The organism is Novosphingobium sp. (assembly GCF_027489515.1).
Lineage (GTDB): Bacteria > Pseudomonadota > Alphaproteobacteria > Sphingomonadales > Sphingomonadaceae > Novosphingobium.
The window spans coordinates 71,978-95,148 of record NZ_JAIXZS010000015.1; the positions used below are offsets into that span (position 1 = coordinate 71,978).

Genomic DNA, 23,171 nt, shown 5'->3' on the forward strand with positions numbered 1-23,171 from the left:
GGCTCAGCTCCCCCGATAGGTCGAATAAGCGAAGGGCGAGACAAGCAGCGGCACGTGATAGTGCCCGTCGTCAGAGACCCCGAAGGCAATCCGCACGTCGCCCAGAAACGGCGGATCGGGCAGCGCGACACCTTCGCCGGCAAAATACTCTGCCACTGCAAAGGTCAGCGCGTAGCGACCCGGCCCAAGCTCGGGCATGCCCGGGCAACGCCCATCGGCATTGGTCTCACCGGCGAAAAGTGCTTCGCCTGCCGCGTCCTCGAGCCAGAGCTGCATGCCTGCGGCCGGCCTCCCGTGCATCGTATCGAGCACATGTGTCGAAAGCGTCGTCATCAGGGTGCTCCTGCCTCGATCCAGCGGCCCAGCGCTTCGCGCTCGGCGCGTGTCATCCCGGTGGTATTGCCCAGCGGCATGATCTCCGCATCGACGGCCACCTTCTTCACCCGCGCAGCGAACTGGCGAGCGTGCTCATGGCTTTCGAGCATGACACCCAGAGGCGGCGCTGTGACGAGATCGCTGGTCGGCTTTTCGGCATGGCAGCTTGTGCAATGCTTGGCGAAAATCGGCTCGACACTGGCCCAGTCCGAAGACCCATTTGCCGCGCGCTTCGCCCCCGCCTTTTCTGCCGAGACATAGGTCACGCTCACCAGCGCCAGCACCGCCGCGGCGAGGATCGCGCGTCCCAGTGGCTGGCCCCGGTGCCGCAAGTTGAACACATGACGCACCGCCACGCCGGTCGCGCCCAGCAGCGCCAGCACCAGCCAGGGCCGCTGCGCACCGAAGGTCATCGCGTAGTGGTGGCTGATCATGATGAACAGCACCGGCAAGGTCATGTAGTTGTTGTGCAGGGAGCGTGCTTTCGCCGCCTTGCCCAGAGCCGGATCGGGCACCTCGCCTTTGACCAACGCCGCCACCACCTTGCGCTGGTTCGGAATGATCACGAAGAACACGTTGCCGACCATGGCCGTGCCGATGATCGCTCCCACATGAAGATAGGCCCCGCGCGCGCTGAACACCTGGCACAGCCCCCAGGCTGCACTTACCAGCACGGCAAACCACACCGCGCCCAGCAGCCGGTCATCGCCCCCCAGCGGCGAACGGCAAAGGCCATCGTAGATCAGCCACCCGACCGCCAGCACCGCCGCGCCGATCCCCGAAGCCTGCAGCGGCGTCAGCGCAGCCTTCGCCGGATCAATGAGGAAGCTCGCCGCGCCCACCCAGTAAACCAGCACCAGTAGCAGAAAGCCCGTCACCCAGGTGGTGTAGGCCTCCCATTTGAACCAGTGCAGGTCCTCCGGCATCTGGCTCGGCGCGACCTGATACTTCTGCTTGTGGTAAAACCCGCCGCCGTGGACCGACCACACCTCACCCGAGGCCTCACCGGATTTCGGCGGCACGAGATGGTTGTCGAGCCACACGAAATAGAACGACGAGCCGATCCACGCGATACCGGCGGTCAGGTGGAACCAGCGGATCGCCAGATTGAGCCATTCGCCAAGATCGATGGTCACGGCGATATTCATCGCGCGTCCTCTAATCTCAGCCGCACGATCTCGCCGATCTGCGCGATCGCAGTGGTGATCTCAGTCTCCCGATCATTCGCCAGCCGCGCTTCCATCGCCGCGAGAATGCCCGCCTTGTCGGTAAGCCGCACGCAGATGATGAAAGGAAATCCGAAGCGCTCGCGATAGGCTGCATTGAGTGCATGGAACCGCGCAAACTCCTCCTCCGTCAGCCGGTCGAGCCCCGCGCTCGCCTGCTCGGCCGCCGAGGCCTCGGTCAGGGTGCGGTCAATCGCCGCCTTTCCTGCCAGCTCCGGATGCGCGCGGATCAGCGCCAGCTGCTCCTCGGGCGACGCCGCATGGACCACCGCCATCAGGTCTGCATGCCGGTCCCCGCTCGATGGCAGCGCATCCGCCCGCGCTTCGACCCAGGGGCTATGTTCGAAAAGCGCGGTCACGACGTCGCTCCTTCCAGACTGACATGGGCGGAAACGACCTTCCAGCCGTCCTCAAACTTCACCCATGCCTGACTCTGCCGCCCGCGCCGATCCGAGCCCTCGCGGAAGAACTCTGCATCTGCTGTCGCAAAGGCATCCCCGTAAACGGTGATCGCGACATGCCCGAGCCGCCGCTGTGGCGATCCGCCGCGTCCCTTCCGGAACTCTCGGATCGCCTCGATCCCCCACAGCACTTCACCAACGCCGAAGCGGTTGGTGGTTGCAGCCTCATGGAACAATGCGTCCATAGCCGGCAGATTGTCTGCCATCAGCGCGCGCTCGTATTCCGCAAACGCCGCAGTCACTTCGGCCAGCAGGACGGGATCGTTCACCCTCATGCCGCCACGTCCCCGCAAGGATGCTCCGCCAGCCAGTGCCGCGCGATATCCACGCGGCGCGCGATCCACGCGTCCCCGCTCGCCAGCACATGATCGACAAACCGCGCCACCGCCCGCGCCCGGCCCGGACGGCCTGCAACGCGGCCGTGGAGACCAACCGACATCATCCGCCCACCTTCCTCGCGCAACTGCTCAAAAGTATCGCACAAGTACCTGAAAAACTGCTCGCCCTCGGTAAAGCCGTTGAGCGAAACAATTTTCATGTCGTTGGCATCGAGCGAATAGGGCACGATCAGCTGCGGCCTGCCATGCCGCCGGTCCCAGTAGGGCAGATCATCGGCATAGCTATCCGCATCGTAGAGGAAGCCGCCTTCCTCCACCACCAGGCGCGCCGTGTTGGGCGAGGTACGCCCCTGATACCAGCCCAGCGGCCGCGTGCCGGTGAGCTTTGTATGCAGCGCAATTGCCCCGGCGATGTGCTCGCGCTCCACCTCTTCGGGCACATACTGGTAATCTATCCAGCGCAGCCCATGGCTCGCGATCTCCCATTCAGCCGCAATCATCGCTTCGACTGCGGCTGGATTCATCGCCATCGCCGCCGCCACACCGAATACGGTCACCGGCACGCCCCGCTCGGTGAACAGCCGGTGCAGCCGCCAAAACCCGGCGCGGCTGCCGTATTCGTAGAGGCTCTCCATCGCCATCGCGCGCGCCGGATGGCTCGCTGCCCCCACCATATCCGAAAGGAACGCTTCCGAACCCTTGTCGCCGTTGAGGACCGAGTTCTCCGCGCCCTCCTCGTAATTGATCACGAACTGCACGGCGACCTTCGCCCCGCCCGGCCAGCGGGCTTCGGGCGGCGTTGCCCCATAACCGACGAGATCGCGCGGTGACGTCATGCCGCCTCCCACGCCGCCAGCGCCGCCGGCACCGCTTCACCGAGCGGAACCTTGTGGCCAGCCGCGGTCAGGCACGCCTCCAGAGCACCGAGGGTCAGCAGCACCTTGTGCTTCATCGCGTTGTAGCCCATCGCGCCCAGCCGCCAGATCTTGCCCTGCAGCGGGCCGAACGCCGTCCCGATCTCGATCTCGAAATGTGTCCGCATTGCGGTGCGGATCGCCTCGCCGTCCACGCCTTCGGGAATGTACACGCCCGTCACGTTGGTCATCCGGTGCGTATCATCGCCGAACACCGTAAGCCCCATCGCGCGCACGCCCGCCGTCATCGCCGCGCCCGCCTTGCGGTGCCGGGCAAAGCGCAGGTCCAGCCCCTCGCCCAGCGCCACGCGCGCACATTCGCGCGCGGCATAGAGCATCGAAGTTGCCTCGGTATGGTGGTTGAGCCGCTTCTCCGACCAGTAGTCCATGATCATCGCGAGATCGAAGTAGTTGGAGGGAATGCGCGGGCCCACACCATCGCTGATATCCGCGCGCCGGATCCCCTGCTCCACATGCCGCCGCGCGAAGATGCGCTCCGCCGCGCGGTCCGAAATCGTGATCGGGGCCGAGCCCGACGGCCCGCCAAGGCACTTCTGCAGGCCAGCGGTCACGATATCGACACCCCACCGGTCAGCCGCGATTTCCATGCCGCCAAGCGTCGCGCAGGCATCGACATAGGCATAGGCCCCCGCCGCCTTGCACAGATCACCCAGCCCTTCGAGCGGCTGCGCCATCGTCGTTGAGGTATCGCCATGCACCGTTGCTACGACTTTCGGCCCGAACTTCTCGATCGCCTCGGCAATTGCCTCCATCGGCACGACTTCACCCCACGGCGCGCTCACGGTCTCGATCTTCGCGCCGAGCCGGGTCAGGATCTCCGTAAGCAGCAGCCCAAACCGCCCAAAATTGACTACCAGCACCGTATCGCCCGGCTCGACGAGGCTGACGAGCGAAGCCTCGATCGCCGCGCGTGCCGTCCCATCGATCAGCATCGTCCACTGGTTTCCGGTCCCGAACACCGGGCGATAGAGCGCCATGACCTGGTTCATGAACTCCGTCATCTCAGGATCGAACTGGCCGAGCAGGTCCGCCGCCATCGCGCGCAGCACGCGCGGATGCGCGTTGACCGGTCCCGGCCCCATCAGCAGGCGCTGCGGCGGATCGATCTCGCCGAACAAGGTGGGATCAAGCGGGTTCAAGTTTATCTCCCAAACGTCTGATAAATCCTGACATGACGGCCAGCGCCACCTCGGCATCGGCGGGTTCGACATGTTCAGCCGGATTGTGGCTCACCCCGCCCCGGCAGCGCAGGAACAGCATGGCCGTGGGGCAAAGCGCCGCCAGGATCATGGCATCGTGCCCGGCGCCTGAAACGAGGCGGAACGGCTTGTGCCCCGCTTCCGCCGTCGCTGCATCGAGCAGCTCCGTCAGCGCCGTGTCGCAGGGGCTCGCTGGCAAGTCGTGCACCTGCCGCACGGACAGCCCAAGGTCGCGCCAGCCGGCAATGGCGCGGAACCGCCGCAACACTTCGTCCGCAGCCCTGTTGCGCACGCCCGCTTCCCCTGCCCGCACATCGAGCGTGAACCGGCTGCGCCCGGCAATGACATTCGCCGCGCCTGAAGGCACTTCGACCACGCCGACGGTAGCGACCAGATCGGGCGGCCCCGCTGTCGCGACCGCCTCAGCCGCCAACACCATCTCGGCCATCCCGGCCACGGCATCGCGGCGAAGGCCCATCGCGGTTGTCCCGGCGTGGCCCGCCATGCCTGAAAGGCCGATCTCGAAGCGCAGCTGCGCAGCGATCCCGGTCACCGTCCCGACAGCAAGCCGCTCGGCTTCCAGCACTGGCCCCTGCTCGATATGCGCCTCGAGATAGGCCAGGATCTCGCCCTTTGACCGGGCAGCGGAGGGATAGGCGGCAAGATCGAGCAAATCGCCCAGCGCTACGCCATCCCGGTCGCGCACCTCGAGCGCCGCCGGATCGAGCGTGCCTGCAACCGCGCGGCTTGTCAGCATCGCGGCGGGAAAGCGCGAGCCCTCTTCGTCGCCGAAAGCATAGACCTCAATGGCGAAGGGCATGCGCGTACCGCTTGAAGAAAGTGCCGCAACCGCTTCAATTCCGAGCATGATCCCGAGCGGCCCATCATAAGCCCCGGCATTGCACACGCTGTCGATATGGCTCCCGATCACCAGCGCCGGCGCCCCCTCCTGCGCGCCTTCGTAGCGCCCGATCAGGTTCGCCGCGGCATCGCGCCGCACCGCCATGCCCGCCTCGGTCATCCATGTGGCAAGCTGCTTCTGCGCTGCGATGTAGGCGGGGGAAAGATAGGTGCGCGTCAGCCCCTCGGCGCTATCGCTGAACGGCGACACCGCGAGCACCTCGCAGCGCGCCACAGCCCGGGCGCCCCCGGAGGCACTGGCGCTTACCATGCGGCAACCCCGCCATCGCTACGCGGATCGGTCGCACCATCGAGCCGCCCATCGGCATGGCGCACGATGGCGCCGGCATGGCCCATCGTGGCTGTCAGCGGCCCGACGCGCTCTACCGCATGCCCTGCCGCCTTCAGCGCCGCATAGAGCTCGGGCACAAAGCCGTCCTCCAGCTTGAGCGTGGTCGATTGATCCCCCCAGGTCCGCCCGAGCAGCCAGCGCGGGGCACTGATCGCATCCTGCAAGTCTGCGGCGAACCGCGCATAGCGGGTGAACAGCGCCGCTTGCGTCTGCGGCTGCCCTTCCCCGCCCATCGTGCCATAGGCCATCACGCGCCCGTCATCGAAGCGCGCGAGTGCGGGATTGAGCGTGTGGAACGGCTTGCGATAGGGCTTCAGGGCATTCCAGCCGCTCTCTGCCAGCCGGAAACTGCTCCCCCGGTTCTGCCAGGTGATCCCGGTTTTCGGCAGCACCAGGCCAGAGCCGAACTCGAAATAGGTCGATTGGATCGCGCTCACCACGCGCCCCTCGCCGTCCGCCGCGCCGAACCAGCAGGTATCCCCCCACTGCGGCGGCTGCGGCCACCGCAGCGCCTTGGCAGGATCGATCTCCCTCGCCAGTGCATCAAGCGCCGCCGCATCATCCAGCAGCGCCTGAAAATCAAACCCGGTAAAGAGCGGATCGCCGACATGCCGATCGCGCAGCAGGAACGCCTGCTTGGTGGCCTCGACCAGTCCGTGGACGTGATCGAACCCGTCCGCCGCATCCGCTTTCATCCGGTCGAACAGCGCGAGGATCAACAGCGATGCAAACCCCTGCGTGGGCGGTGCAGAGTTCCACAGCTGCGCACCCTTGATCGCCACCGTGAGCGGCTCTGGTCGCGTCGCGACATGCGCCGCCAGGTCCGCTGCCGAAACCGGGCTGCCCAGTGCGTCCAGATCTGCGGCGATATCTGCCGCCAGCCCGCCGGAATAAAAGCTCGCCAGCCCCTCGGTGCAGAGCCTGCTCAAGGTCTCGGCGAGCACCGGCTGGCGTAGCACTTCGCCCTCCGCCAAGGGCCGCCCAGCTGGTTCGAATGTTGCCGCATAAGCGCCGGGCTGCACCCGCAGTTCCGGCCCCTTGGCCGCCGCGATCGCTGCCTGCCCCGCCGTCACCGCCACGCCCGCTTCGGCATGGGCAATCGCATCGCGCAGCAGCCGGTCCAGTGGCAGCGAACCGCTCGAACTCGCCAGCGCCGCGGCCCAGCCCGAGATCGTCCCCGCAACGGTGTTCGCCGCAAGTGGCCCGCGAAACGGTACCGCCTCCAGCCCGGTGTACATCTCCAGCGAAACCGCGCCCGCCGCGCCGCCGCAGCCATGGATGCCATGCACGGCGCCATCCGGCTCGTGGATCACCCAGAACCCGTCACCGCCGATGCCGGTCATGTGCGGATAGACCACCGCGAGGCACGCCGCGACCGCCACGGCCGCCTCTACCGCATTGCCGCCGTCCCGCAGCACCGACAGGCCCGCCTCCGCCGCCAGCGAGTGCGGCGCGGTCACCATGCCGTTGCGACCCGAGACGGTTGCCAGCCCCATCAGTCGGGCAAAGCCGCTACGAACGCGCGCACGACATGCGCCGAATTGGCCGAAGCGAGATGCTCGAAGACATATTCCATGTTCTTGTGCGGGTCGCCGCCAGCAAGGTCCGACAAGCTGCGGAACACGATCGCGGGCACCGTATTGCTCATCGCCACCTGCATGACAGCGGCGCTTTCCATGTCGAGCACACGCGCCTTCCACGCCTTCTGCAGGTAGATGCGAAACGCGGCGTTGTCGGCATAGATCCCCGCCGTCACCCCTGTCCCGCCAACCACAACCTTGGGCATGCGCGGCAAGCAGAGCTCCGAACCTGCACGCATCTTGTCCGAAGGCGGCACGCAGCGTTCCAGCGTGATCGTGGGAACGACCTTCTTCGCCAGCGTCAGCATGTCCGCGTCGACAGGAATGCGATAGACCCGCTTCATCGGCGCCGCCGGCGTGGTAATCAGCGTGCCGCGCGGGAAGATGAAGTTCCAGTTCGCGGGTGATTCCGGGTGGCCCTCATCCGGTGGCAGCCATCCGCTCCTCGTCTTCCGCGCGAACGAACCTTCGAGATACTGCCCCCAGTTTTCCGGCACCACGACATCGCCGATGGAGAGCGCCGGATCGACCCCGCCCGCGATCCCCGAAAACACGATGCGCTTGACGGTGAACCGGTCGAGCACCAGCTGCGTGCTCATCGCCGCGTTCACGACGCTGACGCCGCTTTGCATGAGCACGACCGGCTTTCCCTCAAGCGTGCCGGTCAGGAAGGTGTTGCCGTTGATTGTGTGCTCTTTGGCGTTCTGGATCGTCGGCACGAGTGAGTGCCATTCGGGGTAGAATGCCGTCATCACCACCGTGCGCGGGGTTTCATCAAGCTTCTGCGCACACGCCGGGGTGGCAAGGAGCGCGGCGAAAATCAGGAAGATCAGGCGGATCATGCAGCAGCCATCCAGGCAAAGCGCGCCACGAACAACGCGGCGAGCGTGTAGAGAAACCAGTCCTTGAAGCCCGCCTCGCCCTTGATGAGCTTGAGGAAGGCATGCGCGGTGATGCCGAAGGCAAGGCCATTGGCGATCGAGAACGTAAGCGGGATCATCGCAACCGTGAGGAAGGCCGGGATCGCGGCCATCGGGTCCTCCCAGTCGACTTCGGTCAGCGGCAGCAGCATCAGGCCGCCCACTACGACGAGTGCCGGCGCGGTCGCCGCAAGGGGCACGAGCTGCGCGTAGGGTGCGACAAACATCGTAGCAAAGAACAGCAGACCGCAGACCACCGCTGTCAGCCCCGTCCGCCCACCCGCCTGGACGCCCGCAGCGCTCTCGACATAGCTCGTTACCGTCGAGGTGCCCGCCACCGCGCCCACCATTGTCGCAACGGCATCGGTCATCAGGATGCGGTTGAGCCCGGGGATCTTGCCTGCCGCGTCCATCAACCCGGCGCGCTTGGTCACCGCCACCAGCGTCCCGATATTGTCGAACAGATCGACGAACAGGAAGACGAACAGGATTTCGAGCAGCCCCAGCCCGGCCTTCCCCGAAAGGCCGAAGACACCCGGAATATCCAGCTTGAACGCCGTCGCGGTCAATGCCGCCAGGCTATAGGGCTCGGTCGGCGCATGGACCTGCCCCATGACCCAGCCGGCAATCGTCGTCAGCACGATGCCGATCAGCATCGCCGCGCGAACGTTCCACACCGACAGTGTGCCGATGATGACAAGGCCGAACAACGCCAGCGCCGGCCCGGGCTGCGTCACGCTGCCCAGCGCCACGAACGTCGCCGGATTGGCCACCACGATCCCCGCATCCTTGAGGCCGATAAAGCCGATGAACAGGCCGATGCCGCCCGCGACTGCCGCAAACAGGTGCTGCGGGATCACCGAGACGATCAGCTGCCGCACCCCCGTCAGCGTAAGGATCAGGAAGGCGACCCCCGAAATGAACACGCAGCCCAGCGCCACAGGCCAGGGCACGCCCATCTGCTGCACGACGGTGAAGCTGAAATAGGCGTTGAGCCCCATGCCCGGCGCCAGCGCCAGCGGGGTGTTTGCCACCATGCCCATCAGGATCGAGGCGAAGGCTGCCGCAAAGCAGGTCGCCGCCGCGACGGATGCCACCGGCAGCCCTGCTTGCCCCAGGATCGCCGGGTTGACGAGCACGATGTAGGCCATCGTCAGAAACGTGGTGAAGCCCGCCAGCACTTCGGTGCGCACATCGGTGCCGCGTTCGCTCAGGTGGAACCGGGCCTCCAGCATCCCCGTACTAGCCGTTTCGCCCGTCATGTCATTTCCCCCGCAAATGCGCCTGCCGGCATGGTGACGCCGGTCATGCCCCGTTCTTCAAGTTCGCCCGCCAGCCGCAGCAGCGCGCCTTCGGCGCCGCATTTGCCGATCAGTTGGAGCCCCAACGGCAACTGGCCCGGACGCTTCAGCGGCACCGCCAATACCGGCAGTGCAGTGAAGGTGATCGGCTGGCTATGGATGCCGAGATTGGCCCTGGCCGCACATAACTCACCATCGATCAGGATCATGGGATCGGCGATCAGCGGCGCGGCGCAAGGCGCGGAAGGCGCCAGCAGCACATCGAAATCCGCCACCAGCGCCGCGATCCGCGCGGCGTACTCCACCCGGAACGCCAGCGCCCGTTCGAAGAGTGCTTCGGGGAGCAAGGCCCCCGCCAGCAATCGGTCGCGCACTGCCGGATCATAGGTCATCGGGTCTGCGGCGAGCGCCTTGCGGTGGAGCCGCCCCCCCTCATAGGCCGTGATCACGAAAGCCGCGCTGCGCGCCCGCGCAACGTCCGGCAGGTCGACCAGCGGCGCCCCGGGCGCAATCGCATCGATCGCGGCAAGCTGCGCCGGATCGGCATTCTCGCGAAACCGCCCGCCCAGCCGCGCGATCCTCGGCGCAGAGCTTGATGGCCAAACCTCGCCGCCGCGCAGCACCGCCCACACCAGCGCCAGATCCTGAAGGCTCGCGGCAAACGGCCCGATCTCGTCGAAGCTCTCGGCAAAGGGAAATGTCCCCGCGAGTGGCAGATCGCCGCGCGCGGGCCGGAGGCCATAGAGCCCGCACAGGCTGGCGGGTACGCGCACCGAACCGTTCGTATCCGATCCCAGCGTCAGCGGCACGAGCCCCGCCGCCACCGCCGCCGCCGATCCGCCCGAGGACCCACCCGCCAGCCGCGCGGTGTCATGCGGATTGCGCGTGGTGCCATAGTCCGCGTTCACCGTGGCAAAGCCATAGGCGAACGCATCCATGTTGAGCGTGGCGCACAGCACCGCGCCTGCTGCGTTGAGCCGCCGAATCGCCTCCGCATCAGCGGCTGCCGGCGCTTCCTTATCCCGCGCCGCAGAGCCCGACGTCGTCGGCAGACCCGCCACGTCGAACAAGTCCTTCACCGCAAAGGGCACGCCCGCGAGCGGCCCCGGATCCTCGCCCCGGGCAATCCGGGCATCGACCGCCGCCGCCTCAGCCATCGCGCGTTCGGCCAGCACGCGCGTCACCGCGACGTGGTCATCTGCGCGCAATCGCACCAGCGCCTCGGCCGTTACGCTTGCGGCGGTCACCGTCCCCGCGCGGACGGCCGCGGCGATTGCGCACGCCGTTCTCACGCGCCACCCTCGCCCAGCGCTATGCGCGCATGCTGCGTCAGCAAAGCGAGATTGCTGCTCACGCCCGGCCGGCATTCCTCCGGGACCGGCAGACCGATCTCGGAGGCACGCGCAAGCATCGCTGCCTCATCCTGCGGGGGTAGCGTTGCTGCAGCCGCAGCCGCCGCCAGCGCCTCGCCCTCGCGCCGCCAGCGACCGGCCAGCCAAGCGCAGACGAACAGTTGCAACTGGTGGAAGATCATAAGCGGCAGGATCACGATGCCCACTTGCGCCGGGGCAAACAGCGCCCCCGCCATCGGCACGCCCGAAACAAGACTTTTCTTGGAGCCGCAGAACAGGAGGACGATCGCGTCCTCGCGCGCCAGCCCCGCGGCCCGCGCCGCCACGCCGTTGATGGCGATCACCACCGCCAACATCGCCCCCGAAGCCGCGAGCAACACGGCAAGGTCAAACGGACCCACGCGCTGCCACACTCCGTTCACCACCGCCGCGCTGAACGCCGAATAGACCACCAGCAGCACCGACGACCGGTCGACCGGCTGCAGCAGCTTCTTGTGGCTATCGACCCATTTGCCGATCACGGGCCGCAGCAGATGCCCGACAACAAAGGGCAGGAGCAGCTGCGTGGCGATCTTTTCGGCCGAGGCTAGCCCATCCATCCCGCCACCGGCCCCTCCACCGCCGCCGTGAATGAACACCGTCACCAGCAGCGGAGTCAGCACCACGCCGATCAGGTTGGAGAGCGAGGCGCTGCATACCGCTGCCGCCACATTCCCGCCCGCCATGGCGGTCATCGCGATCGAGCTTTGCACGGTCGAGGGCAGCAGCGCGAGGAACAGCAGCCCCATCGCCAGGGTCGGGTCGATCACCTGCCCCGTCGCCGCCTGCGCGACCAGCCCGAGCACCGGAAACAGCACGTAGGTGAACGCCAGCGTCATCAGGTGAAGCCGCCAGTGCCCGATCCCTGCGAGCACCGCCTCGCGCGAAAGCTTGGCGCCATGGAGAAAGAACAGCAGGACGATTGCGGCGTTCGCCGCCCAGTCGAATCCCGTCAACACCGCCCCGCGCGCCGGCAGAACGCTTGCCGCTACGACGCAGCTCACCAGCCACATCAGGAACGGATCGACCGTGGGAAGTTTGATGCGCGCTGCCATGGTGCCGTCCCTATGCCGCGCTGACCCCTACCGATCCAACGCAATGAACCGGACGGTTTGTTGCAAAAAAGAGCGCGCTCGTCACCATATGCTCAGGCGCCATCCCCGGCGGGAACCAGTTCGTCCTCGGTCGTCTCGTGCGGCAGGATCAGGTTGAGCAGGATCGCCACGACCGCTGCCGGCAGAACGCCCGATGAAAGCAGCATACGCGCCGTGTCTGGCAGATGCGCCAGCGCCGTAGGCTCCAGCTGCAGGCCGAGCGCAAGCGAAAGGCTCACCCCGAACACCAGCATGTTGCGCTGGTTCCACACGACGCCCGAAAGCATCGCCAGCGCCGCCGAGGCGACCATCCCGAACATGACGATCACCCCTCCGCCAAGCACTTCGATCGGGATCGTGGTGATCACCGCACCGATCTTGGGCACCAGCCCGCAAACGACAAGGAATACTGCGCCCAGGGTGACGACATGGCGGCTCATCATGCCGGTGATCGCGATCAGGCCAACGTTCTGGCTGAAGGTCGTATTAGGCATCGCACCGAAGATCGCTGCAAGCGCTGTCCCGGCTCCATCTGCCGCCACCGCGCCCTTCAATTCGGCATCGGTCGCGGGCCGCCCCGCCGTCCCGTCGCAGATCGCCTCGACATCCCCGATCGATTCGATCGAGGAAACAAAGCCCGTAAGGACGAAGCCCAACACCGCCGAAGCCGAGAGCGCGAAGCCGAAATGGAATGGCTGCGGCACCATGACCAGCGGCGCCGCGCTCACCGCTTCGAACGAGATGCGCCCCATTGCCAGCGCCACAAGATAGCCCGCGAGCAGCCCCAGCAACACCGATGCTGTCGACCAGATTCCGCGCGTGAAGAACTTCAGGCCTAGTGTCGCGAGAACGACCACACCCGCCAGCAGCCAGCTGCCTGCCGCACCAAACGCCGGCGTCCCCACCGCCGGCACGCCGCCTGCCGAATACTGCACCCCGATCCGCATCAGCGATAGCCCGATCATCAGCACGACAAGGCCCGTGATCAGTGGCGGCAGGGCGAACCGAACGCGGCCCACGAATACACTCAAGGCCCCGTGCACCAGCCCGCCGATCAGCGCCGCCGTCGTCAGTTCCGCCATCGCGCCGACGCCCCGGCCTGCAACGATCGGGATCATCACCGGGATGAAGGCAAAGCTCGTCCCTTGCACCAGCGGCAGCCGCGCTCCGATGGGGCCGAAGCCCACCGTCTGCATCAGGGTGGCGATCCCGGCGAAGAGCATCGCCATCTGGATCATGTAGATCAGTTCGGACGGGTCTGCCGATCCGAACCCGAAGCCCGCCGCGCCCGCCACGATGATTGGCGGCGTCAGGTTGGAAACAAACATCGCCAGCACGTGCTGGATGCCCAGGGGAAGCGCGAGGGCCATGCCGGGAAAGAAATCCGGGTCACGAGCCTGCGCGCGGCTGACCGACTTGGGCAATGGCACGGCGGGCAGTCTCCTATCCTGTGGCGATCAGCCGGTCGAGCGAGCGGCGGGCGGCGCCAAGAATCTGCGTTCGGGGTGTTTGGACAAGCTCGCCCCTCCGCACGACCGCGCGGCCCTCGACAAACAGATCGCGGACACCTCCAGGCGGCGCGAGCACCAACCCAGCGACGAGATCCCACGCGCCGGTCGAGGCAACGTCGGCCATGTCCCAGACCGCCACGTCGGCGCGCTTGCCCGGCACGAGCTGGCCGAGATCAGGTCGCCCAAGCACCGCCGCACCGCCCCGCGTTGCGAGCCGCAGCGCCTCGCGCGCAGCAAAGGCGGTCGCGCCATGCGTGACCCGCTGAAGCAGCATGGCCTGCCGCGCTTCCCCCAGGAGATTCGCGGTATCGTTGGAGGCAGAGCCATCAACGCCCAGCCCCACCGGCACGCCCGCATCCACCATCGCCCGCACCGGCGCAACGCCCGAACCCAGCCGGCAGTTCGATCCCGGACAATGCGCCACCCCGGTCTTCGTACGCGCAAACAGATCGATCTCTTGCGAGTCCAATTGAACGCAGTGTGCATGCCATACATCGGGCCCGGTCCAGCCCAGTTCTTCCGCATATTGCCCCGGCCTGCACCCGAACCGGTCGAGGCTGAAGGCAACATCGTCGGCATCCTCGGCGAGGTGCGTATGCAGCATCACGCCCTTGTCGCGTGCCAGCAGCGCCGCATCGCGCATCAGTTCGCGGCTCACCGAAAAAGGCGAGCATGGCGCCACGCCAACACGCACCATTGCGCCATCCGAAGCATCATGGAACTTGTCGATCACCCGGATGCAGTCGGCGAGGATCGCATCCTCACGCTCGACGAGGCTGTCCGGCGGCAAACCCCCGGCGCTTTCGCCCACGCTCATGCTCCCGCGCGTCGCATGGAAGCGCACGCCGATCCCGGCGGCGGCATGAATCGTGTCATCCAGCGTCACGCCATTGGGGAACAGATAGAGGTGGTCACTGCTCAGCGAGCAGCCCGAAAGCGCCAGCTCCGCCAGCCCCAGCTGCGTCGCGGCAAACACATCATCGGGCGTATAGCGCGCCCAGATCGGATAGAGCCGCTTGAGCCAGCCGAACAACGACGCCTCGGTCGCCCCCGGCACGGCGCGGGTCAGCGTCTGGTACAAGTGATGGTGGGTGTTGATGAGCCCGGGCGTGACTACGCAGCCCGCCGCCTCGATGATCACATCGGCATGGCCCGCCAGCGGCGCGAGTTCTGCGGTCGTCCCCACCGCCAGAATGACACCGTCGCGCAGGGCAAGCGCGCCGCCCGCAATCTCGCTCCCCGCGTCGTCCATGGCCGCAACCACGGCGGCATTGCGGATGAGCGTGAGGGCCATGTCAGCAGCGCCCCGTCATCTTGGCGGACTCTGCTCATAGCGGTCCCAATGCGTCACGATCTCGTCGACCACCTTGGTGCCCACCGCATAGAGGCTTTCCAGCGCTGCGGTCATCCCGGCATATCCCTGGTTCTCGCTCAGCAGATAACTCGCCGGATCGATCCCCTGCGGCGGCATCGTGAAATTGCTGCCTGCGCGCAGCACGAGCACCCGGTCGCGGTCGGCGCGGCCCACCTTCGTGAGGTACTCGATCGACTGGAACGTGCCCGTCTCCTCCATCGCGGAGGTCACGAACTCGCCCTTCCCGCGCGTCCAGAACTGCGTCCAGTCGTTCGCCCACTGCGTCATCTTCGCGCCGTGCCAGAAGGTCATCGCAGCGAGGTTGTCGCCCTTGAGCACGAAGGGCGGCTTCTGCGCATTGGGATAGCCCTTGAAGGCTTCGCGCGCCTCGGCAATCCGAGCATCATCGGGCAGCGCCATGCCCTTGGTCAGCGCAAAGGCCCAGTCCTGCAGCGCGGGATTGAGCTCGAACATCTCGCCGTTGACGGGCTCGAGCGGCGTCGGATCCATGGGCCCCTTGCTGTGGAGCGCAAAGTAGCCGCTGCTCCAGTCCTTCGGAATCTCGCGAGCATCGATCTCGTGCGCAATATCGCCATCGATCAGATAGCGCGCCCATGCGGCGGAGCCGACCGAAGCGTCCTCCGGGTCGATCCCGGCAATCCCGGCCACCAGCCAGTAGGCCTTGGAAAGATCGAGCCGGTTATCGAGCCCGACCGCGAGAGCCGCCGTGGCCGACTTGATCGAGCCCATGCCCGTCACGATCGCGAGCACGCCCGTTTCGGGATCATAAGCCAGATCGTGCCAGCCTTGCGGGAACGGCAGCGTTTCAGTGAGGTGGCGGCGCTCTTTCCAGAGTTGGAACTCGCCCGGCTTGTCACCGGTATCCTTGCCGATCTCGAACATGGTGACGACCACCACGCGCACTGGCAGCTTTGCCGAGCAGGGCCGCGCCGGCGCGCAAGCCTTCACCGCCGCGAGGGTCGCCGCATCCGCCACCGGTGCGGCAGAAGCAGCGAACGGTGCCAGCAGCGAAGCGGCAAGGCAGGAAAGGCGCGCGAGGAGGCGCATGGGTCTTGTCACCCTGATATCACGTCAGAAAAGATGCGAGGGGCGGCACCGCCGCCCCTCGCCCATGGCCCGGTCAGAACTTGTAGACGACCGAGGCCTGCCAGTTGCGCGGACGCTCGGGCAGCGCGATCGTTGCGCCGAACAGTTCCGTGAAGTTGGCGCGGAAGTACGAGGCATTCGTCGCGTTCTTCACAACCGCGCGGAACAGCCACGGCCCGGTGGCGTACGAAGCGCTCACGTCAACCAGCGTGTAGGCCGGAAGCCGGACCGTCTGCGACTGACCCGAGAAGACCGACGGCACGTGGCTGATGCTGCCAGCGAACGCGAGACCGTTGTCGAAAGAGTAGGTCGCGGTCGCCGAATAGAGATCCTCCGGGATACCCGCGCGGCGCGAGGCATTGCGGTTCGGGATCGGCACGAGACCGATTGGCTGGCCGCCAAGGAACAGCGCCGGGTTGAGGCCCTTAAGATCCTCGATGCCGAAGAAACTGAACAGCACGCCGTCGCCAATCGCGGTCAGATTCTCGACCTTGGTCTTGGTGTAGTTGGCCGTCACAAGGAAGTGCTTGTCGACCGACCAACGCAGTTCGGCCTCGATGCCCTTGGTTTGCACCGCCTGGTTAGTCACGATGGCCTGCGAATTGCGGTCCGTACGGGTCTGCTTGTAGACCGAAATCGCAGCATAGAGCCGGTTGTTCAGCCACGAACCCTTAATACCGCCTTCGTAGAGCTTCGAAGCGCTGATAAACGCTCCCGACAGCGCGTCAGCCGTGGTTATCTCCGCGCCCTGACCGGCAATGATGGTCGATTGGCGCGAGATCGTCGCATAGGGGATCAGGCCGAGCGGCAGCTTGTAGTTGGCACTCGCCGACCACGACCAACCGCCCTTCGAGTTCTTTGCCGAGCCTGCGCTGGCCGGATTCTCGAGCTTCGAAGCCAGATCCGCTGTCGTCACCTTGATGTGATCATAGCGGGCACCCAGCGTCAGATCGAGACCGAAGTTGAAATCGAGGTTTGCAAGACCGGCAAAACCGAGGTCGGTGTAGTGGCCGACGTTGTAGCTGGTGTAATTGCAATCGCACTCGGTCGAAAGCAGACGATCCGAGAACGCGTTGTAGCCGACGGTCAGGTCGACGCGGTTGAAGTATTCATAGTTGAAGTCGTCACCGTGACGGAAATTAGTGTAACGGATCGACGGCGAAACTTCGAGCGAAAACTTGCCGATATCGGTCTTGAAGACCTTCGAAACGACGATGCGATCCTCGATCACGTACGACTTGTGGAACTGCGAGAAGCCATACTGGTTGGCGTTGTCGTTCTTGTAGCCATCGTAGAAGAACTGGTTCTTGATCTCCAGATCATTCCCGGCATCGAAGATGAGATCGAGATAAGCCGTATTGGCGATGTTATTGAGCTTGTCGTTCTCGGCTGTCAGCGTGTTGCGCCGGTCCAGCTTCGCGGTGCCGACGTTGGTCAGGCCGTTGTCGGGATAGAGCGTCGCAAGGCAGTCGTTAGTGAGGCCGCCGAAGGGGTTCGAGAACGGCGGGGTCGAGCAGAACGCGCTGCCAAACGGATTGAGGCCGAAGCCGCCGTTGGCAACCTTCGCCTCTGCGTGCGAGATCTGGCCGTCACCGTTGGTGTCAAGCGGCTTGGCCTGGCCGGTGATGTAGTTGCCGTTATCGACAAGGTCCTGCGTCAGGCGGTTCCAGCCGCCATTCTGCTGGCCCTTGAAGTTGTGATGCATGCCGCCGAACTCGAGCCGCAGATTGGGTGCAAGGTCGGTGTCGAACGCGGCCTGCAGGATTGTCTGCCGGGTCGACATGTTGCGGTAGTAGCTGCCCGAATCCTCGATCTGACCATAGAGGCTGTAGCCGAATTCCTGGCTGCCGATCTTGCCGGGGCCGCGCACCTGCGCGCTGAGCACGTTGCGCGCCCAGCTGCCGCTCGTGTACGAAAGCTGGCCTTCCGGATTGTCGAGGAACTTGCCGCCGGCAGCGCGCGCGGTCAGCGGCACAAAGTTCATATAGCCGCCGGTCTTCGACGGGCCGTAGATCGGCGAGGCTGGCCCGCGCACGATGTCGATACGGTCCGAGGCGCCGATCGGGGTCGGGTAGTTGCCGGGGTTGTCGAGACGGCGGATACCGCGGAAGTAGACTTCGCCGGGGGTACCGCGAATGTCGAGCGCGCCGCCGACGCCGAAGAACGAGTTGGTGAACACGCCCGGCGATTGCGAGACGAGGTCATAGATCTCGCTCACGCCGAAGCGCTCGAGCTGCTCCTTCGAAATGGTCGAGGCCGAACGGGGCGTTTCGACGAGGTTCTTGTCGAACCCGAAGATCGAGCCAACGTCCTTGACTGGCAGCGCGTTCAGCGAGCCGACGACGACGATCTCTTCCTTCTTGGGCTCGTCTGCCGGCGCTTCCTGCGCAAAGGCAGGCGCGGTGAGTGCGGTGCAGCCAAGAAGCGCAACCAGACCTTGCACGAGGCGGCGCGGCGCAAGAACCTGCGCGGAACTATTCGGGTAGAGCATCGAGAAACCCCCTGGGACGCAAAAGGCGCACTGCCCTCACTTGGCCGTGAGGACCGCAATGCGCGTGGTTGAACCGCGCCTCTCCCGCAAACCACCGGGCATCTTCCCTGCCGCCATGCTGCTTTCCGCAGCATCCCCGAGGCTGGGCGTACCCGTTTCTTATGATGCCACTACCGCGGCAATTCGTATTACGCTCTTATGTCACCTTTCCAGCACGCGCCAGACGCTCGGCCTCATACGCCGCAAATTGGTGTTCAAGATCCATCTGCAGCCGCGCCTTCTCGTTGACCGCCAGATACTTGGCGCAAGAAGGTGTGGCAAAATCAGCACAGGCAGCCACCGGCACCAGCTTTGCCGGATCGCTCCACAACGCCCCGCCGGGCACAAAGGAATAGGCCAGACCCGCCCGCGCGATCTGCTTGAGCTCACCGTACGTCATCCCCTGCTCGCGCACCGCACGGACATATTCGTTCGTCATATCCGAACGGAGCACGCCCTCGTCGTCGGTCGATAGCACTACCGGCACGCCATGCGCGCGGTAGAGCCGCAGCGGATGATCCGCGCCCTTCACGCCGAGGATTACCGCGTTGCTGGTAAGGTTGATCTCGACCGCGATGCTCTCGCGCGCCATGCGGGCCATCGTATCTTCGGCCTTGTCCTCGAAGGCAATGCCGGTGCCGTGCCCGATCCGCTTAGCACCTACTTCCACCGCCTGCGCGATATGGTCCTTGAGGTCCGCCGGCGGAACCTGCCCTAGCGTCACTTCGCCGGCGTGGAGCGTCAACTTCACGCGCGGGTACTTCGCGGCGAGAAAGCGGATCATCGCCATATGCAGGCCGTAATCGCGCCGCGCCAGCCACGCGTCTTCCGGCATCACGATATTGACGCCGACAAACCGCGGATCGGCGTCAGCCATCATGAAACCGAGGATCAGCGAGCGATAGACCTGCCGCGGCGGTAGCGCGCGCAGCGCCTGGAACAGATAATGGACCGCAACCTTGCAGGCCGGTTCGGCGGATGGCGTGCCGCAGGCCATGGCCTTGGCAGCTGCCGCCTCGTCGGCATCAAGCTCGGCGCGCGCCTTCGGGATCAGCGCTGCGAACTGCTTCGCCTCGCCCGCGAAGACCGCTGCAAGATCGGCCTCGGCCAGCGGCGCATCCCCGGCCGCGCGCACCACCGAGACCAGCGTCGTCGTGTTGTGATCAAGCTCGAGATAGGAAACATGGTCCCCCGCCGCGATGCGCCGCGTCGCGGTAAGCATCTGCGCGGTCTCGCCGCCCATCTTCCCGAAGCGATCGAACGAGCGGAAGAACTGGGTGTGGCCCGAAACGTCGTTCTGCCCCACCCCGCGCTGGAAGCCGCGCGTCGACATCGCGTCGATCAGCCGGTCCATGCCGAATTCGTTGCTCGCCGCAAAGCGCTCGATCCCGCGTTCGGCAGGGCACGGCGGCGGCTCGACAGTGAGGCCCGTCTCGTCGACGCAAAAGCCCTTTGCTGCGGCCCAGGTCAGATAATCTTCGGCATAGATCGCACCGCCGAGGTGGTTGTGCAGGTCGCCGCCCTTGGGCATGCCGCGCAGCAGCACACGCAGAGCCGGCGGACTTTCGCGGGCGTCCTCGATCAGCTTGGCAACGGCGGCTTCACGCGCAGGATCGTTCAGCACGGGTTGTGCGAGCACCGGCGCAGACGCGGTGAGCAGCAGCGCCGCGCCCAGCGCGCGCCCTGCCATCGTCCGAAAGCCCCCTGCCCTGTAACCCAAGTTGCGATCCCGTATGCTGCGTTGCGGCGTGATTATGGCCTTGACCTGTTTCGCGCAACTGCAATGAATCGCGCAAGGTGTTGCGAAAATTAGGTAGGGTAAAAGACCAGTGCCGGCATTCTCCCGCTTCCTGCGCTATTTCCTCGCTGTCGGCCGGCTCGGCTCGATCCGCAAGGCGGCGGACGAGCTCAATGTGTCGGCCTCGGCCATCGACCGCCAGATCCTCAATGTTGAGGCCGAAATCGGCATGCCGCTGTTCGAGCGCCTGCCGACCGGCCTGCGCCTCACCGCTGCGGGCGAGATTTTCATGGCGGCCGGCGGGCGCTGGCAGAAGAGCCTTGCCGAAGTGCGCGCCCAGATCGAGGACTTGCGCGGACTGAAGCGTGGTCATGTCGAGATCGCGGTCATCGATGCGCTGGCCAAGGGCGTGATCCCCGCAGCGATCCAGTCCTTGCAGACCCGCTACCCCGGCATCACCATCGAAGTGAAGGTTGCGGCGAACGACACCGTGCGCCGGATGATCGCGAGTGGCGAGGTCGATTTCGGGGTTTTCTTCAGTCCGGAATCCTACCGTGACATCACCGTGCGAGCCTTTGTCGATGTCCATCTCGGCTTCATCACGCCCGCCGGTCATCCCTTTGGGGATCAGGCGGAGGCGCGCTTCTCCGCCTCTGTCGGCTCGCCGGTGGTCGTCCCATCCAGCCCGCTCGCGGTCCACCAGCAGATCGCGGTCCTCGAAGGCACCACGCGTATCGCGCTCGACCGCAAGGCGACCAGCAACAACATCCAGATGATCACCAGCCTCGTACTCCAGGGCGTCGGCATCGGCATCCTGACCTCGCTCGATGTGGTGACCGAGGTGCGTGCCGGGCTCCTGTCCTTCACCCGCATATCCGATCCGGTGCTGCGCCCGATGACGCTAGCGCTGTGCACTGCATCGGCCCGCCCGCCGAGCTATGCCGCCGATATCGTGCTGGGCGAGATCCAGACGGCGTTCGGCGAACTGGCCTGGCCATCGGCTGGCGGCCGCGATTCCGGTTGAAAACGTGCCCTTGCCGCAATTGCCCCGCGCGCCGGGAATCGGTAACCGCTCTCCTTTGCCGCCCGACAAACGGACCCGCCATGACCGAAGCTGCCGCCCCCGTGCTGAACTACATCCCCTACGAGGACTTCCTCAGCAGCGTGCGCAGGCTCTCGCGGCTGCTGGCGGCCGATAGCTGGAAGCCCGATTTCATCATCGGCATCGGCCGCGGTGGCCTCGTCCCCGCAGTCTACATCAGCCACGAGCTGCAGGTGCCGATGCTCTCGATCGACCACTCGTCGAAGGTTCCGGGCTTTGCCGACGAACTGCTGGGCAAGGTGGCGGACAAGTCCTCCACTGGCACGCGGCTGCTGTTTGTCGACGATATCAACGACAGCGGCGGCACCATCGTCTACATCCGGGGCCTGCTGGCGGATAATGGCTGCAATCCCGACAACCTGCGCTTCGCCGTGCTCAAGGACAATTGCCGCTCCAGGGCGCGGGTCGACTACACCGCCGAAGTGATCGACCGCGCCGAGGACAAGCGCTGGTTCGTCTTCCCGTGGGAAGCGGTGATGACCGCCGAAACGCTCACCGAGGAAGCGCAGGCGGTGCCCGAGCGCCTTTCCTGAACTTTCGTCACCGCAGCGTTTGCGGCTCTGGATTCCCGCCTTGGCGGGAATGACGTGAGGATTGAGCTCAGCCGAATTTGAATCCGCTCATCACCGCCCAGGTTAGCGCACCGACCCCGGCAATCCCGATCAGCGCCATGACCGGCGACCACTTCACGTCCTCGACCGCCTCACCCTTGGCGCGCTCGCGCCGTCCGGTGATCATCGACCCGATCAGGTTGTGCGCATTGAGCACCTGATAGTAGCCGATCGCGAGGATATGCAGGCCGATCACCGCGAGTGCGGCCTTGAAGACGGACTCATGCCATTCCGAAGCTATGCGGCCGGTATCGAAGCTCACCCAATCCGCCAGCGGCCCGGATTCGATGCCATCGACATCGACCGCGAAAAGCCCTGCCAGCGTGATCACGAGGATCACCGACAGCAGCGCAACGACGCTCCAGCCCCCAAGCGGGTTGTGCCCATCCGAAGGCCTCTCGCCGTCGTGCGTTTTCAAGTAGGCCATGATCGCGCCCGGCCCTTTCAGGAACTGCGCGAAGCGGGCGGTGCGCGATCCGGCAAAGCCCCAGAACACGCGGAACACCACCAGAGCGAAGATCGCATAGCCCGCCTGCTTGTGGCGCTCCATGTCGTGGTTCTCGCCGCTCCACCAGGCAATGCCGAAGAGCGTGATCAGGCTCCAATGGAACACCCGCACGAACGGGTCCCACACCTTTACGGATTCGGTATCCGTGCTCATCGCCGGCTCAATCCTCGGCGCGGAACTGCTTGTGGCAGGCTGCGCAGGTGCCGCCGACGGCCTTGAACTGCGCAAGCACTGCCGCGGTATCGCCCGAACCGGCAATCCCCACGAGCTTGTCCGCCTCGGCCACCAGCTTGGCGGAGGCAGCATCGAAAGCGCCCTTTTGCGTCCAGATCGCCGGCAATGCATCGGTCTTGACGCCCGAGGAGGGCCCGGTACCCGGCGTGAACAGCACCCATTGCGTCCGCGCCGTCGCGGCCAGCGTACGCGCCGCGGCGAGCAGCTTGGCCTTGTCCGCGCCGCCGCCCAGCTCGTCCTTGAGCGCCTTCATCGCGCCGCCCATCTTCTTGAAATTGGCCTGCCGCGCCGCGATCGTCTCTGCGGGGGAGGCGGCCATCGAGGCGGCTCCGCCTGCCACCAACGCGGCAATAGCGGCAGCCATCAGGATCGGTCTTGCTCGGGTCATCGGCAGTGGTCCTTCT

The 23,171-nt window shown here is 65.7% G+C and carries 21 protein-coding genes; 2 read left to right on the forward strand and 19 right to left on the reverse strand.

All coding sequences use genetic code 11. From position 1 onward, the window contains the following. Nucleotides 1–3 precede the first annotated feature (3 nt). The 17 genes from uraH to Q0082_RS01705 form a co-directional block, all read right to left on the reverse strand. On the reverse strand, nucleotides 4–333 hold the full coding sequence (gene uraH, locus Q0082_RS01625) for a hydroxyisourate hydrolase (protein WP_298189156.1): 330 nt from the start codon (nucleotides 331–333) through the stop codon (nucleotides 4–6). After that, on the reverse strand, nucleotides 333–1,523 hold the full coding sequence (locus Q0082_RS01630; RefSeq protein ID WP_298189158.1) for a urate hydroxylase PuuD: 1,191 nt from the start codon (nucleotides 1,521–1,523) through the stop codon (nucleotides 333–335). The genes uraH and Q0082_RS01630 overlap by 1 nt, the downstream gene beginning before the upstream one ends. Then, the gene (uraD, locus tag Q0082_RS01635) at nucleotides 1,520–1,960 is read right to left on the reverse strand and encodes a 2-oxo-4-hydroxy-4-carboxy-5-ureidoimidazoline decarboxylase (RefSeq protein ID WP_298189159.1); all 441 of its coding nucleotides are present in this window, start codon (nucleotides 1,958–1,960) and stop codon (nucleotides 1,520–1,522) included. Before uraD ends, Q0082_RS01630 begins: the two co-directional genes overlap by 4 nt. Further along, nucleotides 1,957–2,337 (reverse strand): oxalurate catabolism protein HpxZ, encoded by a 381-nt coding sequence (gene hpxZ, locus Q0082_RS01640; protein WP_298189160.1) that lies wholly within the window; start codon nucleotides 2,335–2,337, stop codon nucleotides 1,957–1,959. Before hpxZ ends, uraD begins: the two co-directional genes overlap by 4 nt. Then, nucleotides 2,334–3,236 carry an allantoinase PuuE gene (gene puuE, locus Q0082_RS01645; protein ID WP_298189162.1) on the reverse strand — a complete coding sequence of 301 codons (903 nt, stop codon included), beginning with the start codon at nucleotides 3,234–3,236 and terminating at the stop codon, nucleotides 2,334–2,336. Before puuE ends, hpxZ begins: the two co-directional genes overlap by 4 nt. Continuing rightward, a complete protein-coding gene (locus Q0082_RS01650; RefSeq protein ID WP_298189163.1) occupies nucleotides 3,233–4,474 on the reverse strand; it encodes an alanine--glyoxylate aminotransferase family protein in 1,242 nt (413 codons plus the stop codon). Before Q0082_RS01650 ends, puuE begins: the two co-directional genes overlap by 4 nt. Then, the gene (locus Q0082_RS01655; RefSeq protein ID WP_298189164.1) at nucleotides 4,461–5,705 is read right to left on the reverse strand and encodes an allantoate amidohydrolase; all 1,245 of its coding nucleotides are present in this window, start codon (nucleotides 5,703–5,705) and stop codon (nucleotides 4,461–4,463) included. The genes Q0082_RS01650 and Q0082_RS01655 overlap by 14 nt, the downstream gene beginning before the upstream one ends. Continuing rightward, on the reverse strand, nucleotides 5,699–7,282 hold the full coding sequence (locus Q0082_RS01660; RefSeq protein WP_298189165.1) for a gamma-glutamyltransferase: 1,584 nt from the start codon (nucleotides 7,280–7,282) through the stop codon (nucleotides 5,699–5,701). The genes Q0082_RS01655 and Q0082_RS01660 overlap by 7 nt, the downstream gene beginning before the upstream one ends. After that, on the reverse strand, nucleotides 7,282–8,208 hold the full coding sequence (locus tag Q0082_RS01665; RefSeq protein ID WP_298189166.1) for a 5'-methylthioadenosine/S-adenosylhomocysteine nucleosidase: 927 nt from the start codon (nucleotides 8,206–8,208) through the stop codon (nucleotides 7,282–7,284). Before Q0082_RS01665 ends, Q0082_RS01660 begins: the two co-directional genes overlap by 1 nt. Next, on the reverse strand, nucleotides 8,205–9,548 hold the full coding sequence (locus Q0082_RS01670) for an NCS2 family permease (protein ID WP_298189168.1): 1,344 nt from the start codon (nucleotides 9,546–9,548) through the stop codon (nucleotides 8,205–8,207). The genes Q0082_RS01665 and Q0082_RS01670 overlap by 4 nt, the downstream gene beginning before the upstream one ends. Continuing rightward, nucleotides 9,545–10,879, reverse strand: a complete 1,335-nt coding sequence (locus tag Q0082_RS01675; RefSeq protein ID WP_298189169.1) for an AtzE family amidohydrolase — start codon at nucleotides 10,877–10,879, stop codon at nucleotides 9,545–9,547. The genes Q0082_RS01670 and Q0082_RS01675 overlap by 4 nt, the downstream gene beginning before the upstream one ends. Continuing rightward, nucleotides 10,876–12,033 carry a bile acid:sodium symporter family protein gene (locus Q0082_RS01680; RefSeq protein ID WP_298189170.1) on the reverse strand — a complete coding sequence of 386 codons (1,158 nt, stop codon included), beginning with the start codon at nucleotides 12,031–12,033 and terminating at the stop codon, nucleotides 10,876–10,878. The genes Q0082_RS01675 and Q0082_RS01680 overlap by 4 nt, the downstream gene beginning before the upstream one ends. Nucleotides 12,034–12,125: 92 nt before the next feature. Then, nucleotides 12,126–13,502, reverse strand: a complete 1,377-nt coding sequence (locus Q0082_RS01685; RefSeq protein ID WP_298189171.1) for a nucleobase:cation symporter-2 family protein — start codon at nucleotides 13,500–13,502, stop codon at nucleotides 12,126–12,128. A gap of 13 nt (nucleotides 13,503–13,515) precedes the next feature. Then, nucleotides 13,516–14,877: an 8-oxoguanine deaminase gene (locus tag Q0082_RS01690; protein WP_298189173.1), complete on the reverse strand. Its 1,362-nt coding sequence runs from the start codon at nucleotides 14,875–14,877 to the stop codon at nucleotides 13,516–13,518. Nucleotides 14,878–14,892: 15 nt separating this feature from the next. Then, nucleotides 14,893–16,005: a purine nucleoside permease gene (locus tag Q0082_RS01695; RefSeq protein WP_298189174.1), complete on the reverse strand. Its 1,113-nt coding sequence runs from the start codon at nucleotides 16,003–16,005 to the stop codon at nucleotides 14,893–14,895. A gap of 73 nt (nucleotides 16,006–16,078) precedes the next feature. Beyond that, complete coding sequence (locus Q0082_RS01700; protein WP_298189175.1) at nucleotides 16,079–18,535, reverse strand: TonB-dependent receptor; 2,457 nt, start codon at nucleotides 18,533–18,535, stop codon at nucleotides 16,079–16,081. 196 nt (nucleotides 18,536–18,731) lie between these two features. Continuing rightward, a complete protein-coding gene (locus Q0082_RS01705; RefSeq protein ID WP_298189176.1) occupies nucleotides 18,732–20,264 on the reverse strand; it encodes an adenosine deaminase in 1,533 nt (510 codons plus the stop codon). A gap of 139 nt (nucleotides 20,265–20,403) precedes the next feature. On the opposite strand from Q0082_RS01705, the gene Q0082_RS01710 reads away from it, so the two are divergent. Together Q0082_RS01710 and Q0082_RS01715 are read left to right on the forward strand one after the other, a co-directional pair. Further along, complete coding sequence (locus Q0082_RS01710; protein ID WP_298189177.1) at nucleotides 20,404–21,336, forward strand: LysR family transcriptional regulator; 933 nt, start codon at nucleotides 20,404–20,406, stop codon at nucleotides 21,334–21,336. 80 nt (nucleotides 21,337–21,416) lie between these two features. Next, nucleotides 21,417–21,947: a phosphoribosyltransferase family protein gene (locus Q0082_RS01715; RefSeq protein WP_298189178.1), complete on the forward strand. Its 531-nt coding sequence runs from the start codon at nucleotides 21,417–21,419 to the stop codon at nucleotides 21,945–21,947. 67 nt (nucleotides 21,948–22,014) lie between these two features. Here the strand turns inward: Q0082_RS01715 and Q0082_RS01720 are convergent, their stop codons facing one another. Further along, nucleotides 22,015–22,686, reverse strand: a complete 672-nt coding sequence (locus tag Q0082_RS01720; protein ID WP_298189179.1) for a cytochrome b/b6 domain-containing protein — start codon at nucleotides 22,684–22,686, stop codon at nucleotides 22,015–22,017. Between the two features lie 7 nt (nucleotides 22,687–22,693). Continuing rightward, a complete protein-coding gene (locus Q0082_RS01725; protein WP_298189180.1) occupies nucleotides 22,694–23,155 on the reverse strand; it encodes a cytochrome c in 462 nt (153 codons plus the stop codon). Nucleotides 23,156–23,171: the final 16 nt, after the last annotated feature.